The sequence below is a fragment of the Entomomonas asaccharolytica genome, assembly GCF_016653615.1.
Lineage (GTDB): Bacteria > Pseudomonadota > Gammaproteobacteria > Pseudomonadales > Pseudomonadaceae > Entomomonas > Entomomonas asaccharolytica.
The window spans coordinates 2,205,239-2,221,637 of the sequence record NZ_CP067393.1 but is presented as its reverse complement, the minus strand read 5'-3'; the positions used below and the strand labels follow the sequence as shown (position 1 = coordinate 2,221,637).

The following is a 16,399-nucleotide window of genomic DNA, read 5'->3' as shown; positions in this document are numbered from 1 at the left end:
ATTATGACAACAGATACTATCCTAGATACTTCAAAGTTAGATGCAAATCAAGCTGCTGCCGAAATGGATGCCAGCCAGCCTACACAGTCTGGCAGCTGTCCACTAACTGCGAACACGGTACAACTTATCCCTATACGATATGCCCTTGTTGAAAATAATCAACAAAATAGCAGTGCCTCTGCATTAATCGCTGACCATACCATGCATAGCCATAAAATAGGCTATCGGGTTATGCGTGATGGCTGGTTATATGTTGTTGATGATACTGACAACCGAATCTATGAATACTCCCTATCTGCTGGTATTGTTAGGCAGCGTACTTACAAAGGCGGTTATATGGAACCTGCCAGTCGTGCTGCTTATCACCAAATTTATCAAGGTTCAGCCAAAGATAAAGCATTAATATTTGAAAAAAATAGAATACTTTATTTTGCCTTCTCTGAAATTCAGTGGACCGATGAAAAATGCAACCAAGTACGTCAAAAAGCTGATCGTGATCTATTTATGCAAGCTGTTGATCTAAAGGGAGTGAATTGTAGCTACCAGAGTCAACATCTACTAACTAAAGATAAAGCAGAAACAGAGATTGCTGAGTTTGTACAGCAAACAACACAGCTTCCAGCAGGATATACCCCTATTTTTGAAACTGAATCTCAGCCATTTAGTTGGGAAGATAAGAACAATAGCCAATATAAACAGGAAGCCATTGGTAAATTAACTCAACAAGTACTTCCTGAACACAATAATGGTAACTATCTTTTTGTCGCGGTAGAAGACTATATTGGCATGATGCTTGATTTAGCTAATGAACAAGAACTTGTCGTACAATGGATGGACGATTGGGCAAATATCCAAGACCAACAAGGTGATAACTTCCTAAAATACAGTATAGCCAACTATATTGATTCAACCTTACAAATAACCGAAACAAATGCCTTAACAAAAGGTGCTCCATCTTGGATGGAAGAATTAACAGCAGAACAGCGACAAACAGTTTTTGACTATATTACGATTAAAATTGATGCCGAATATAAAGCAGGCTTTAAATGGACCTTAGATATTCCAGAAGGGACAGATAGTACTAAACTGTCCGATCATGAGCTACAAAATTATATGGTTGTAGCTGAGTGGTATAAAGAACTTGAGCAAGAGCTAGCTGCAAAGAAACAAGCTATGGTCACAGCTCTTACTGAAGCAATATACAATAGCCATAAAGATGAAATAGAAACATTAAAAGATAACCAGCTTCGTTACCTTTATGGTAGTGTATGGGGACATAGAGGTGTAAATAAATTATCCAACCTTCATGAAATGCAAAACTACCTAAAAGTAGAAAAGCCAAGAATGAAATATTGGGGGGATCGTCTAGATAAAATCAGTGAAGACCGTTATTACCTTTATACAACCCATTTCCATCGTGCTACTTGGTATTTCGATAATGCCCAACAGGAGCAATACAAAGCTGCATTAAAAGTAGAATGTGCTTGTACCAAAGATTTATTAAGAACAGATGAGTTAATTACCAAACTAGCTGATTTTTTTGATCTATACCCACAATACTTATTCCCTGCCTTTCAAACTAACTTCTCTGCTAGTAATTATCTAACCCCTGCCATTAAAGGAATCATCGATTACAAAGGTGATTTAATGGATATTATAAAAGGCATGCCTAGTGCAGAACAAGCAATGAGTAATGCGTTGGGTAAAGACTATATGCGTATGTTTACTAGTGATGACTTAGATATACGTAACCTTGAAAAAACTATTCAAGTCAATATCAACCCTGCTATCCAAGAAGGCTTGATGGCTAAACTAGATGAAATGCGTACTCAACAGTTCTCGCCTGAGCAACAGGGTACGGTTATCAATAGCTTACAACAGCTTGAAAAAATCATGGGAGAACTAAAACCAAGGCAACGAGCAGCGTTTTTAATTGCCATCCAAAAACAAGGTTTTATTGTAACCACTCAAAATCCAAGTGATCTTACTGCAATTTATCAACATTTCGAGCGGATAGGTACAGCCAGTGCCACCATTAATGGTATTCATCGTGATATTAACCAACTGATGCGAGAAATTAAACGTATTAACCGCATGAAAACCAATTTTGCACCCAATTGGCGTGAAGTAAGGGATCAGAAACAAGCACAGATTGAAGCCAAAAAACAACAAATTGCAGGGCTAAGCAATGACATTATAAGCGCAGAACAAGAAATACAGAAAAGTACCAGTCCATTGCGTGAGGGGGAAGTAGCTTTTGGCTTTCGAGGGCGAGGGCTTACCAGTCAACAATCACAGCTTGTAGCCTTAGAGCAAAGCCTAATTAGTAAAGGGGTATTACGTGGTTATGGTATTTCAGGCAGTGCGGCTAAAGCCTTTAATTCAGCATGGCTACCTGCGGTATTGTTTGTTTTTCAATGGAATAATTTTCAAGCAACATTTAGTGAATTTCTTAATAAAGAAAATACTTCAAAAATAGATATCATGTCTGTAGCTGCAACAGGTACAGGAACTCTTTCCTCGGCCCTTGGTATTGTTCAAGCGATGTATGTGGGTATTACTAATCATGCAATTGCCCATATCAAACAATTAGATGACGCCGCAGGTATTCAGTTAGCCACCCGTTTAGGTCGTTTCTCCTTAATAGTGGGTTCAGCAGCCCAGTTACTTGGTTTACCTGCTGCCTTATTAAATATTTACCTTAATCAATCCCGTTGGATTGATTCCATTTATTATGGTGATGCAGCAGCTAAAGTCACTGCTTTTGGCCAATTAGGTATCAGTGTTCTTTCAGCGAGTGTTAGTGGTGTTGGAACAAAGCATGTAGTTACACAAGGCTATGGTTTATGGCGCGATTTGCGGGGTGTCAATCAAGCGTATGGTGCAGTTCGTAGTGCTGCTTTGGTGGGGCAAGCAAGAGAGGCTTATACAGCAGCACGTGCTGTGGTTTGGGCATTACGAGGTGCTCAATTTACTACAGCACTAGCTAGACTTACCCCAATAGGTATAGCGCTAACTATATTGCAGGTAGTTGGTGAATATGCCTATAACTACTTTAACCTAACTGAAATGCAAAAGTGGCTTCATAAAGGCTGTTGGGGACGCGATATTCAAGGTTGGACAGAACAGCAACATAACCAATATTTAGCCAATATTCTCCTGATGCCTTGGATAGAAGATCATGGTACAGTACAAGATAATGGGCAATACTGGCGAGTTTTAAGGTTAAGGGTTCCTGGGCAAGATATGTCCACCCTGCCTGAACGTTCAATAGCATGGCAAGCACTATGGCGCAATGGTATACCGTATAAGCCTACATATACTCAACAAGCACTGGGAATTGCATTTTTCCCTTATGGTGCATGGCAGTCAGCCAAAAGCATAGGTGAAACCGTTTCTACCCCTGATACGGAGCATTTAGGGACTTACTTGCAACAAAATACCCAAATTATTCAACCAATGGGCCCCATGACATTAGAATGGCGATTACCTTGGCTAAGTGAGCGAGAATGGGATGACTCACAACAAGGGATATTAACCATTAACTTAATGCACGAAACAGACCTAGCACCAGAATTTCCCGTTGAAGTACATAATAAGGGTTTAGAATATCAACTGGTTTTTGATAGTTGGGATATACCCAATAAGGAACAACCTGTTATTATTCAAGGTAAAAAGCAATCAAAAAAAACCTCTTTAACGCAACTTTCAATGTATTACGGTGCTATCAGTTATGGCGAATAACCCAACCCAATTAGGTGAACAACAAACTAAACTATTATCACAAAGCTATGGGATAGCTCCACCTCCAGTGCCCACCAATCAATTAGCGATTCCGCAACAACTGGATATAGAGAATGCCACTAATACCTATATTGATTATGGTAAAGCGGATTATTGGGGATTTCAATTTGGTAGCAGATTGTGTTTTGGTAATCTTTCTATTTTAACAATACCTGTACTATTCACTCACTTAGTAGTTATTTATTATTACTATACAAAGAAATCTTTTGGTATATGGGAAGCGATTAAGATAGGAACTATAGAGTCATGGTTTTTATATCCTCTTATTGTTGGAGGAATGGCTCTACTCTTACTAGTACTCTCAGTATACAGTTGGGCGCAAAAAAATAACCAAGTCCCTATTCGTTTTAACCGTGAAAAACGTCAGGTCTATTGTATTTTACCTTCAGGCAGAAATATTATTGCCAATTGGGAGCAAATACAGGCTACCATATCCCGTAAACAACAAGTGACCATGTATTATGCGATTGAGGGTGCAGCGTTAACCTTAGGTTTTCCTGACTTAAAAAGTCAAGAACAAGGCGAGTTAACCATGGACTATCCAATGGAACAGTTAGCCATTGGTGAATGGGAAGCAATTCGTGTCTATATGGAAGAGGGCTTGGACGCTTTAAACAAAAAAACTAAAACAGCCGCAGCCTTAAACAAAGACAGTATCAAGCTAGAAGATTTACCAAAGGATAGTTTTGAATACTATGAGCAATTAAGCTTTCAATACCCTGAAGGCAGTGTACCCTATTTTTATGCAGTGAAAAATAGAGTGCGTAAAGAGGGCAAACCCCTTAATTACCTCTGGTGGTTAATCATTCATATTTGCAGTGCTTGGACTTTACCCTGTTATATTGCCACATGGCTAAATAAGCACCCCAAAATAGTTCGACCACTACCACTGCTTAACTGGTCAAAACCTATTCCCCCAGAACAATGGGTAAAACCAACAGAAGAACTTAAAAAGCAAAGCCAACGCGCCCAATCAGCCTACCTAAAAGGACTAACCATCAAGGACTATGCTGAGCAGTATAAACAACAGTAATAGTATTTTATTTATTACCAAGCAACTCCAATTAGGTGAATAACAAACTAAACTATTATTACAAAGTTATGGGATCGCTGCACCCCATATTCCCACCAAACAATTAACTATTTCACAGCAACTAGATATGGAGAATGCTAAGGAATGGTTTTATGTAATCAGATTGTTTTTTTCAGTCATGAAAATTTGGCAGGGGTAAGTAGCTTATCTTTATTGTAAGTTGTTTTAGTGTTTTAAAAGGGTCAAGCGCTCATAGCTAAGAAATGTACATAAACTCTACAATATCTAATAGTTTTACACTATTTTCAAATGATTGTGGTTTACCAAAAACATCAGCTAGTTGTTATGGTTATCTCATAAAAATCCTAAATCGAATATCAGCTACGCTCATAATTATCCCAAAATGTGATAATTTGCTTATTTATCATTTCATTTGAATGAATAGACTATGACAATGTTAGAGGTAGATTAGACAGCCAATGAGATTATTAAAGAATTAAATAAAATAGTTATTGAGTGTTTTTATAGAATCTGGTAGTTCATCCATTTTTAAATAGGGATTATTTTGGGTTGGTTTTTGTGGTAATGCCACAATGTCTATATCGGCTGCTGGATTATGATTTATAAGCCCCTCTACAATAGCATGACGAAACAGTTCATTGAGCCAACCTCTACACTTTTCAGAAATGGATAAAGCCCCTATATTTTCAATTGAGCGAAGTACTTTAAGTCCATCTACTCGTGTTATATTTTCTAAAGGAAGTTGAATATCAGCCAAAAGATGAAAGTGAATTTTTCGAACAATCATTGGTGCAAGCACTGGGATTCTTTCCAACGTATTAAGAAGATCAATCAAATGAACAAACGCTTTTAATACAGCAAAAGGCGTTTCTGAAACAACGTTCGCTTTAGGCGAGTTTGACTTAGGACGAGTCAGTGCTGGTAATCTAGCTAACAGTTGAGAGTTGATATAATGTTCTAACTTTAATGACATGGATAAAAAGGGTTGTTCTAGCGATATTTCTAAAATGTAGTAAATGCCTAGCATATGGACACCCACCACCATGCAGCTACCTTCACCATAATTGTATTCTTCATTACCGATCAACGAACTTTTAAAACCTTGAACAATAATCGCCACCATGGGTTGATAAAAGCAGCTTTCAGCTGCATTGCTATTATTTATGCGGCTTAACATCAAGCCAACAATCGTAGTCGCAATACGATCCTGATGTGGCACTAAGTTGAGAAGTTTTTCTTTCAACAGTGCATGTGTCTATATCTCGTTTAAATATTGATTCATAGCACTCTCCCTTATATTAAATTAGCCCAAATCGTGAAAGCAATTTTCCGACACATTTTGGTCATTGAATAAACCATAAAGTTTTGGCTGGATTAGGCAATAATCAAGCAGATTTATGTCTATCAGAAACCCATTAATTTCCCTAAAATAGAAAAGCCTCCGTTAAGCAGCTAGAGCAAAGGTTACAAATACAATACTCAGCTTATTAATTAGATGGTCAATTTATTAAAGGAGTTTAACTATGCAACAATATAATCTGTTGAAAACAGGATTAGCTTTAGTATTTTCATTGGCTTGCGGTTTATTCAGCACCAATAGTGCACTGGCAGCTGACAAACCATATAAAACTAATATCAAAACTCTGCTTATTGTTTCCCATCCTTACCCTGAACGATCAGTTATGATCAAAGGGTTACAACAGGCTGCAGAAAGCGTTGATAACGTTACCATACGTAATCTGGAAAGCATTTATGGTTATGATACACGTGCTATTGACGGAGAAAAGGAACGTGAAATTACTCGTCAGCATGACCGTATTGTATTTATGTTCCCAACCCACTGGTTCAATATCACTCCCATGATGAAAGCCTATATGAATGATGTTTGGGGGAGTGTAGGTCCTGGATCATGGCAAGGGAAGGAAATGTTAGTGGTAACCACTGCTGCGGGAGGTAGTACTACTTATGGAAAAACAGGCAGAGTCGGTATAAATCTAGAAGATGTATTTACTCCTATGCAAGCAAGCGCCCTACATACAGGTATGACATATTTACCGCCCTTGGTGTTTCAAGCGGTATCGAGTTCAAAACTATCTGAATATCAGCAACAGTTGATTGAGCGTCTGGAGAAATAGCGTGTTAAAAATGAACCAAGCTTATACTTGATGATAAAAGGTTACTAAGCAAGGAACCTACAAAGCATTATGGAAAATTAGCCATGACTAATAAAAAAATCAATATTTTTATACTTATTATAATATTGTTAGTATCGGTAGGATGTCAGGCTGAGGAAAGTCGGGAGATATCAATAATGTCAAAAAGAACACTAGCAAAAAATTCTCAAGATATTGGTTCTTTTAATTTTGCCACAAAAATGGTTTTACTTAACAGTGGCTATCGAATGCCTATTTCAGGATTAGGAACCTATAGCCTAAAAGAAGAGGTTTGTGTTCGATCTGTTTCTGAACACCTCAAAGCAGGTGGCCGTCTAATTGATACTGCATTTATATATGGCAATGAAAAATGTGTTGGGCAGGCAGTCCGACAATCTGGTATTCCCCGTGAAGAAATTTTTATCATTACTAAATTATATCCAAGCCAGTATGCTCGTGCTGAAGCGGCTATTGAAGAAGCCTTTCAAAAACTTGATGTTGGTTATATTGATATGATGTTATTGCATCATCCTGGTAGACAAGATGTAGAAGCTTACAAAGCAATGGAAGAGGCAGTGAAAGACGGTAAAATACGCTCCATAGGACTATCTTGTTATTATATTACTGAACTAGATAAATTTCTCCCACAAATTACGATCACACCTGCGCTGGTCCAGAACGAAATACACCCCTATTATCAGGACAATAATGTGATTCTTTTTATACAGAGTAAAGGAATTGTTGTGCAGGGTTGGTATCCACTAGGCGGACGTGGTCATACTAAAGAGTTACTCAATAATCCCACTATCTTAGAGATTGCACAGGCACATAACAAGTCTTCTGCACAAGTCATTCTTAGATGGAATTTGCAAAAAAGTGTGGTTGTCATACCAGGCTCAAGTAATCCAGACCATATCAGAGAAAATTTAAATATATTTGATTTTGAGCTGACGGAAGAGGAAATGGCTAAAATCAATACTCTTGACCGTAATGAAAAGCACGACTGGTATTAATTAAAATATTTACTAAGTTTTTACTTATTTTTATCGTTATGCTCATCTGTTTTATATTAGGAGTACGTGTGTTTTTACATTATCCAAAATTTGGTAAAAATCCTATTGGTGTACACTTTGAACAACTTCAGCAATCTATCAATTCCATAATGGTGAGTTTCAAAATACAATTCCAACATCCACGTTAATTGAGGGAGCAACCAGTCTTTCGATTATTTGGAGCAATTTTGGGTAGAAAAAGCACAAACAACACCATTTTCTGATATTCCGACTTTTAAAACTAATTTACATACTTTATGTAAAAGTCGAGATGTTGTGATCTGGTTAGGACATTCTTCTTACTTTATCCAATTAAATAGACAGCGGATTTTGATAGATCCAATGTTAAGCAATTTTGCTTCACCTCTATCTTTTATCAACAAAGTTTTTAATGGCACGAGTATCTATACTGTAAAAGATATACCTGAAATCATTATTTATTAATTTCACATGACCACTGGGATCATCTGGATTATCCAACTATCACCCAATTAAGTAATAAAGACCGTCAAGTAATTACACCATTAGGTATTGGTTCACACTTAGAGTATTGGGGTTATCTATCTGAGAACATCCATGAAGTTGTTTGGCAAACATCCTTTCATGCTGATTCTGAGCTTACTGTTTATATACTTCCTACTCGTCATTATTCAGGTCGATTATTTGATAAAAATAAAACATTATGGGCAGCTTTTGCACTACAAACACCTCAACATAAAATCTTCTTCAGGGAGGGCAGTGGCTATGATCCTCATTTTAAAGAAATTGGTGATGCATTAGGTGAGTTTGATTTAGTTATATTAGATAGGAGCCAATATGATTCACGTTGGCTCTTTATCCATATGATACCAGAAGAAGCAGTACAACCTGCTGATGACTTACATACAAAGATTTTATTGCTATGCATATTGGTAAATTTTCGATATCAAGGCATACATGGAATGAGTCTTTTATTGGTATTACAGAGGCAAGACTAAAACAAAAATTCCAACTTATAACCCCGATTATTGGACAACCCATTTGGCTTGATGGGCATAAACTCAATTTTGCTAACTGGTGGAAGGAAGTCTTTAAATTAGCAAAAGCTAACTAGACTAGATAAACAACAAACAAATAAAAACCCGAACAACTATATTGGACTATTCCCAAATATATCTATGTGTGATTTGCAAGATATTCATTTAAATTTTAAGCATATCGTCGCATTGCTCTAATAAATCTTATGAAATATGCTTTACTTAAAAAATAATCTAAATCGTTATTTTAAGAGTTAAATATGAATATACAGATAAAATCACCTGTATGTAATGTTAAGAATATTTTTGGGGATATGGTGTATGACAATAGTGAAAACTTTTTCATTAAAAAATCTGGAATCTGCTATTAAGAAGAATACAGCGCAGATTTATGAAGAAAAAGAGATATTTAATACTCATACACATGATGTTGAAATTACTAGCTGTATCGCGACCTTGTTTTTTGCTTTGTTCTTCCATGCTGGTTCGTCCGTAGCGACTGTCTATACTGGAGACATTGATGTCGGTTCTGGCCAGGATTTGTCCTATACCTTTAGTGGGGACGATATTCTTCAGGGCAACCTCACGGTTCACGACACTGGTATAGTAAGAGTCTCGACTCTGGACGACGTTTCCGTCACCGGACGTATAGAAGGCACCTTGGGAGGGCATCTATACCTGACGGCTGGAGGCGACTCGACCTTTCACGGGGTTCTGGACATCAACAATGGAGCGCACGCGAACATCTACCTCTACGGAAACGCACATTATATCGGCGATTTACTTCTTGAGAGTTCTGGTGGCATGGTGGAGTTGAATTTAGCAGATGACGCTGAAATTAGCGGTCAGATCACTGGAGGTTCCTCAACCAACATCACTGTCCGCGCAAGGGACAGGACGACGATGTCCAGCGGTCTGACAGTGACCTCTGGCGGCAAGCTCACACTCTATCTCAGTGACTCAGCCAGCCTGCACGGCCCAATCATATCCGAAAGCGGTTCCTCGGTCCTTGATCTCTATGCCAGCGGCACTTCGTTCGTGGATGGCGACCTTACTGTACAAGGCAGTGGCACTTCGCACTTCACCTTGTGGGACAGCGCTTCATACACTGGTAACATGGACGTGAGCGGGAGCGGCATACTGACCTTCACCACCAATGATAACACCACGATTAGTGGCGACCTGACCACTTTGGGTGGCAGTCAGTCAACATTTACCCTTAACGACGCCAGCCGCTGGGTCGGGAATGTCAATACGGAGCCTGGCGGAAGCACGACGGTGACCCTTAACGACAGTAGTAATCTGACGGGCGACCTTTTCACTGGGGCGGGCACGACAGCCACGTTTACTCTCAACGGCAACAGTTGGCTTAAGGGCTCCAGCGCGATTGAGTGGGGGAATGCCGATATTTCTCTGAATGGCTCAGGAACTGCCTGGTATGTCACCCAATCCAACCGTATATCGGCGGCCAACGGGGCCACAGGCACCCAATACGCCTCCGCTGTGTCCAATCTTTCCCTGAGCGACGGAGCTTGGGTGTATCTAGGGGCGCAGAACTACAATATGAATGGGGCGGCCAACAGGGTTCAACTGGACATTCTCAATTTATCAGGCAACGGTAATTTTGAATTGCGGCCTCATGTTAATGGGATTGGGGTAGGTGCTTACAATGACGGTGACCTTATTCATGTCACCAACACCGGCGGCAGCCACAGTTTGCTTGTCCCCAGTGCCCAGCTCGGACTCGGTAGCGTGGCTGTCAACGGGCAGGAAGTATTGAAGCTTGTGCACAGCGTTGATGGCGGCGGGAGCTTCTCGCTCTATCAGGGAAAATCTGTGGACATAGGCCAATACACTTACAAGCTCATTCAAAACAGCGATGGACACTGGTATCTCGTGGCCGACGGGGGCGTGACTAATCCGGGTGGCGGCGGTGGAGGTGGCGGCAGTGGTAGTGGCGGTGGAGGTGGAACTGGAACTGGGGTTCCACCCGATCTCAACAGACCAGCCGAAACATCGTCCAACTTCATAACCACCAACTACGTTATAACCTATATTGAGCTCCAGACATTGTTGCAAAGGATGGGCGATCTTAGACACACTCGAGAGGGTGACGTATGGGCAAGGAGCTTTGTCGGCCGTTTGGACGCCACAGAGTTTCATCAACTTTCCAAATATTCCATGGATTATTACGGAATTCAGTTCGGGGCTGATAAAAACCTGAGTTCGATCAGTGACAAGTTTTTTGTGGGCGTTATGGGTGGCTATACGTGGGGCAGCCCAGAGCATGACAAGTCCAGCAGTGATATGAAGAGCTTCCATGCTGGTCTCTATGCTCTTTGGGGTACTGAGGACGATCTCTATATCGACGCCACTGCCAAAGTATCGCATATCCGGAACCAGTTTAAGACCTCGGACAGCCAAGGCATGACGGTTAAAGGAGATGGTTCGAGCAACGCCTACACTTTCGGCTTGGAAATCGGTAAACGGTTTTACTTTGCCGAAAATCGGCAGGGTTTTTACGTGGAACCGCAGGTGCAGGGGGTGTATACGTATCAAAATAAGGTATCCTTTTCTTCCAACAACGGCTTGGATACGAAGATGAGCGCATATGATTCCACACTGTTTCGCGCTGGCGGGCTAATGGGCTATAACCTCAAGGAAAGCCAGATACCGCTGAATGTCTATCTCAAGGCCGGTTATGTGAGGGAATTCACGGCCGATGTGGACGTGCATTACAACAAAGTGTTCCACAATAATTACAACTACAAGGGAGAATGGCTGGACGTAGGGCTGGGGGTAACGGGCGAGATCGCGAACCGTCATTCCCTCTATGTGGACGTGGACTATGCAAGTGGCAGCCGTTTTGACAAGAAGCAGGTAAACGTTGGCTACCGCTTCGTTTTTTAGAGCAATGTTCCTTAAACAGTCGCTATGCGTTGCGTTGTTCTTTGTCAAGGTCGCGGTAGGCGTCAAGTGTTATACGTACGTACATAACCTTCAAGCGCTTCTGCCGCAATAAAAAAAGAAGGTAAAGATGCTTTTATAGTTTTTATTTAACTTTATAGAACAGTAATGTTCTGAAAGTAAAAAGTAGTAGTTGGAGGCTAGTGTATGGTTCAAATTTATGACTGATTGATTAATAGTTAATTTTTTGATTAAGTTCAATTAATAGTTTTTTAAGTATTTTTATAAAAATTGAAAAGTCTTATTTTTATTATTTCCTCAATTGACTTTTAAGTCTCTTATTCTCTAAATTTACTTTAGTAACAATGAAAATGGCATTATTTTACAATAATTGCTATGATTTTTGAGTTTCACTGCTACAGTACAAATTAATAGATTAATATAACTAAATAACTTGTTTTGGTTTATTTCCAGTACTTTCCTAATACTTGGTATCGGTTAGTCACTACATTAAGTTGTACTTTTAACTAACTCTATTTCTGAGTTAAATAATGCCCATTGTGTATCTAGTACTTCAAGTAAGTTTGTTTGACCAGACTGATAACATAAATTAGCCAACATTACAGTACATACCATTGAAATTTGAAGTTTTTTATTTCTGGGATTGCCAGCTTTGAAATATATCTGCTAAAAAGAGGATGTAGTGATAATAGATCTAATGGTTAAAAATAAAGCTATAAATATCTCTAGATAAAGGTAGCGCGTAACGTACTACTCAGAATCATAGGAAAAATAATTGAATTACCAAATGGTTATTTTAATTAATAATGAATTTTTTAAATTTAGTATCATTTATAGTGCCATTTGATTAATAATAGTTTATTAAAAATTAAAAAAACACTTTAGAAAAGTACTAAAAAATACCAAATATCAACGAATTAGATAAATTAAGATGGTGATATACTAATAAAATTAGGCTAATAATAGCTAAATATAAGCTATTGATTTTTAATAAGAAATTGAATATGGAGCGGAAGACGCGCGCCAATATAATGTTTAATATTATTCTGTATTAATTATAGATTACTTTATATGTATTGGTATATTGAGACTTTATACAATAATACACAATGGTGTATTTATGGACAGCACAATATAATAGGGGTTATTATAGGGGTCATATTTATAACCCTTATTATTAACCTTATAAAGTCGTGAGTTCGAGTATTAATATGGCAAGACCTGTAGCTTCTCTAACAGATACTAAATGCAATAATGCTAAAGCAAAAGAAAAGGACTACAAACTATTTGATGGTGAAGGATTATTTCTATTGGTTAGAACCAATAGTAAAAAAATCTGGAAAATAAAATACTATAAGCCAGATGGTAAAGAAAGCTTAATGTCATTAGGTAACTATCCAACAGTTTCACTTAAACAAGCAAGGGAAAAAAGGCAAGAGATAAAAGAACTACTCAGCCAACATATAGACCCCGCTATCTTCAAACAACAACAGAAAACTAAAAACCAAGATGAAGCACTTACTTTTGAACCATTGGTTAGAAGTTGGTTAATAGAAGAAGCTAAAGCTAAACAATGGTCTGCTATACATATTAAGAAAATGACTAGAATAGTAGAAAACTACATCCTACCTAAACTGGGTAAAAGACCAGTTCACAATATCAACTTCCAAGAACTGCTGGCGGTAATACAAGCAGTTAAAGACAAAGGCTATCTAGATGTCACTAAAACAGTAAGGCAAATAATAAGAGGTACTATGAGTCTTGCTCTTTTTAGAAACATCATCAATACTAATCCTGCTGTAGATTTAGACCAATTCAAAGTGAATGCAAAAAAGACACATAGACCTGCTTTACCTATAGAACGAATAGGAGAGCTAACAACAGCTATCTACAACTATCCTAACCATCTAGTAACTCGTTATGCTTTAATAATAAGTCTTCACCTCTTTGTACGTTCTAGCGAACTCAGATTTGCTACATGGCAAGAAATAAACTTTCAAGAAAAAATATGGACAATACCTCCTCATCGACAACCCATTCAAAATGCTAGAGGGTCAGAGCGAGGAACTAAGATGAAAGATATTCACCTAATCCCCTTATCACAACAAGTTATTACCCTGCTTACAGAACTAAAACAAATTACAGGGGATTACGACCTCATATTCACCTATGATGGAATAAAACCACTTTCTGAAAACTGTATCAACCAAGCACTTAGAAAACTTGGTTATGACACCAAAACAGAAATCTGTGGGCATGGATTTAGAACACTAGCCTGTAGTGCCCTCAATGAAAGTGGTAAGTTCACAGAAGACTCCATAGAACGTCAAATGAGTCATCAAGAACGCAACAATGTAAGAGCAGCTTACACAAACAAAGCAAAGCATTTAGAAGAACGTATGGAAATGATGCAATGGTGGAGTAACTACATAGAACATGTAAAAGCAAAAGGCTATACAGCCCCTTACAAATTTAAAGAATAAAATATATAAGAAAAAATAAACCTTGCATTATAGTATATAATTTATTTATTGCAAATAAGTTTGTATTGACAATTTGTTAGTTTATGGTATAATTTTAGAATAAGGTATAAAAATAAACCTTATTCATCTCTTATATAAAACACATATACCATTTTAGAGTTATCAGAAAAAATAATTATTACATGGTATTTTTGCGTTTCTAATAACTGTAAATGAATTGCAGATACGCATAGTTATAAAAAAAGAGAATAATTAACTAAACAGATCACTTATACAATCTAATGATATTTTTATGTTATTACCATTTTATGGTTTATAAGGGGATTTTTATTGCTTAAAAAAAGGAGACTCAAATGAGTTAGTGTGCTACGTGTATTTTTGTCAATTTGAACGTTTTCCAAAATGAGGAAATTAAAATGAAATAAATGATAGAGAGGTAATTAAGAATGAAAGAAGAAAAATTGATTAGAATTGAAATGGTTATGGAATATACAGGATTATCAAGAAGCAGTATCTATAACTATATGAAACAAGGAAGGTTTCCAGAAAATAGAAAGTTTGGTAAATCCAGCTTTTGGTCATTTAATGAGGTTCAGGGTTGGATCTCTGGGGTAATGGGGTAAGATATGATAACAATAGAAAAAGAAAACTGCTCATATACTGATTTGCTAACACCAGATTTTTTTAGATATCTTGCAGATGAGCTAGAAAAAGTAGAGAAATCGTCTCACAAATATAAGATTGATAAGATAATGAAAGATTGTTTTCAAGAAAATATGACAACAGTTGAACTTGCTTACAAACTTCCAAGAATTAATAGCAGAAAAATTAATTCATGCTTAGAAGAAATAGGTTGGGTAGTTAACCTAAGAGGGTATTGGATCGTTACACAAAAAGCTTTAGAGAATGGTTATCTCTACAATAAGAAGAAGGAGCGTATGCCTTTGCTTACAAAAAAAGGAGCAAAATTTATTGTTAATCTCTATTTAGGTGATTTATTACCATTAAAGCTGAGTTAGACAGAGTTTTTAACTATATATTAGATACTGTTGTTTATAGAATATAGAGGCTATCAGTCACTATATTCATGTTTTTATTTAATGCTACTTAAAGTCTGTAGATGCAAAGTCATCATTCAAACCATAATCATATGGATGAATGACATTAAAAAGATTTTCGGTAAGAATGTTCGAAAATATCGAAAACAGTTGAAAATATCTCAAGAACAATTAGCAGAAAAAGCTTCTTTACATAGAACTTATATAGGTTCTGTAGAAAGAGGAGAGAGGAATATTTCTTTAGAGAATATCATCAAATTATCAGAAGTCTTAGGTGTAAGCCCTGCCCATTTATTTCATAATGATACCATTAATTAAACAGTATTTTTGTCACTGATAACAAAAAGACTCAACATGAATCTTTTCGATTACTCTTTACCAAAAACGCTACTTATAGTATTCTTTTTGTGATTTTAATCATCTTGGATATTTTTATGGAAATTAGAAAGAGTAAAACTTTACTTTTATCTGTTATGGCTGTAATTGCGCTATCTTCATCTAATGTTGTAGCACAAGATAATATTTGTAATACAATTGAAGCTAGGATGGGAATGAGAGAGGATATTAATGGCTTAGTTAAGTCACGGAATATTGAAGCTATTGATTTGTATAATTTTAAAACAATTAAGTTTAATAAGGATACTCAACAGCTTATTTGTGAAGGTACAATTCAATGGAATGACATGAGTAAAGCCAGATACCGTTACTCAACATTCAGAAACAGTATGGGTGAGTTAATGATTAAAGTAGAACCTATTTAATAATTAAGGTGTGTAGAGAGACGCGAAATAACTATAATGAAGATACGAAAATAAGATATACCCTCAAAGAAAACTCAATAAGTGAAGCAA

General features: G+C 37.4%; 13 protein-coding genes. 12 read left to right on the top strand and 1 reads right to left on the bottom strand.

The window, feature by feature from the left end:
* Positions 1-3: 3 nt before the first annotated feature.
* Both JHT90_RS10335 and JHT90_RS10330 read left to right on the top strand, forming a co-directional pair.
* A complete protein-coding gene (locus JHT90_RS10335) occupies positions 4-3,744 on the top strand; it encodes a toxin VasX (RefSeq protein ID WP_201090694.1) in 3,741 nt (1,246 codons plus the stop codon).
* Complete coding sequence (locus JHT90_RS10330; protein ID WP_201090693.1) at positions 3,734-4,837, top strand: DUF6708 domain-containing protein; 1,104 nt, start codon at positions 3,734-3,736, stop codon at positions 4,835-4,837. Before JHT90_RS10335 ends, JHT90_RS10330 begins: the two co-directional genes overlap by 11 nt.
* Before the next feature lie 496 nt (positions 4,838-5,333).
* Here the strand turns inward: JHT90_RS10330 and JHT90_RS10325 are convergent, their stop codons facing one another.
* Positions 5,334-6,101: an AraC family transcriptional regulator gene (locus tag JHT90_RS10325; RefSeq protein WP_201090692.1), complete on the bottom strand. Its 768-nt coding sequence runs from the start codon at positions 6,099-6,101 to the stop codon at positions 5,334-5,336.
* Positions 6,102-6,381: 280 nt separating this feature from the next.
* On the opposite strand from JHT90_RS10325, the gene JHT90_RS10320 reads away from it, so the two are divergent.
* The 10 genes from JHT90_RS10320 (at position 6,382) to JHT90_RS10280 (ending at position 16,309) form a co-directional block, all read left to right on the top strand.
* Positions 6,382-6,993 carry an NAD(P)H-dependent oxidoreductase gene (locus tag JHT90_RS10320; RefSeq protein ID WP_201090691.1) on the top strand — a complete coding sequence of 204 codons (612 nt, stop codon included), beginning with the start codon at positions 6,382-6,384 and terminating at the stop codon, positions 6,991-6,993.
* Between the two features lie 239 nt (positions 6,994-7,232).
* Positions 7,233-8,024 carry an aldo/keto reductase gene (locus tag JHT90_RS10315; protein ID WP_201090690.1) on the top strand — a complete coding sequence of 264 codons (792 nt, stop codon included), beginning with the start codon at positions 7,233-7,235 and terminating at the stop codon, positions 8,022-8,024.
* Positions 8,025-8,506: 482 nt separating this feature from the next.
* A complete protein-coding gene (locus JHT90_RS15415; protein WP_407926492.1) occupies positions 8,507-9,040 on the top strand; it encodes an MBL fold metallo-hydrolase in 534 nt (177 codons plus the stop codon).
* The gene (locus tag JHT90_RS15225) at positions 8,965-9,156 is read left to right on the top strand and encodes a hypothetical protein (protein ID WP_236253913.1); all 192 of its coding nucleotides are present in this window, start codon (positions 8,965-8,967) and stop codon (positions 9,154-9,156) included. Before JHT90_RS15415 ends, JHT90_RS15225 begins: the two co-directional genes overlap by 76 nt.
* A gap of 244 nt (positions 9,157-9,400) precedes the next feature.
* Positions 9,401-11,989 (top strand): autotransporter outer membrane beta-barrel domain-containing protein, encoded by a 2,589-nt coding sequence (locus JHT90_RS10305; protein WP_201090689.1) that lies wholly within the window; start codon positions 9,401-9,403, stop codon positions 11,987-11,989.
* Between the two features lie 1,229 nt (positions 11,990-13,218).
* Complete coding sequence (locus JHT90_RS10300) at positions 13,219-14,490, top strand: tyrosine-type recombinase/integrase (RefSeq protein WP_201090688.1); 1,272 nt, start codon at positions 13,219-13,221, stop codon at positions 14,488-14,490.
* Positions 14,491-14,936: 446 nt separating this feature from the next.
* Complete coding sequence (locus JHT90_RS10295; protein ID WP_201090687.1) at positions 14,937-15,113, top strand: helix-turn-helix transcriptional regulator; 177 nt, start codon at positions 14,937-14,939, stop codon at positions 15,111-15,113.
* 3 nt (positions 15,114-15,116) lie between these two features.
* Positions 15,117-15,509, top strand: coding sequence for a hypothetical protein (locus JHT90_RS10290; protein ID WP_201090686.1), 393 nt, complete (start codon positions 15,117-15,119; stop codon positions 15,507-15,509).
* A 135-nt stretch (positions 15,510-15,644) separates the two neighbouring features.
* Positions 15,645-15,866: a helix-turn-helix domain-containing protein gene (locus JHT90_RS10285; protein ID WP_201090685.1), complete on the top strand. Its 222-nt coding sequence runs from the start codon at positions 15,645-15,647 to the stop codon at positions 15,864-15,866.
* A 116-nt stretch (positions 15,867-15,982) separates the two neighbouring features.
* The gene (locus JHT90_RS10280; protein ID WP_201090684.1) at positions 15,983-16,309 is read left to right on the top strand and encodes a hypothetical protein; all 327 of its coding nucleotides are present in this window, start codon (positions 15,983-15,985) and stop codon (positions 16,307-16,309) included.
* Positions 16,310-16,399 lie beyond the last annotated feature (90 nt).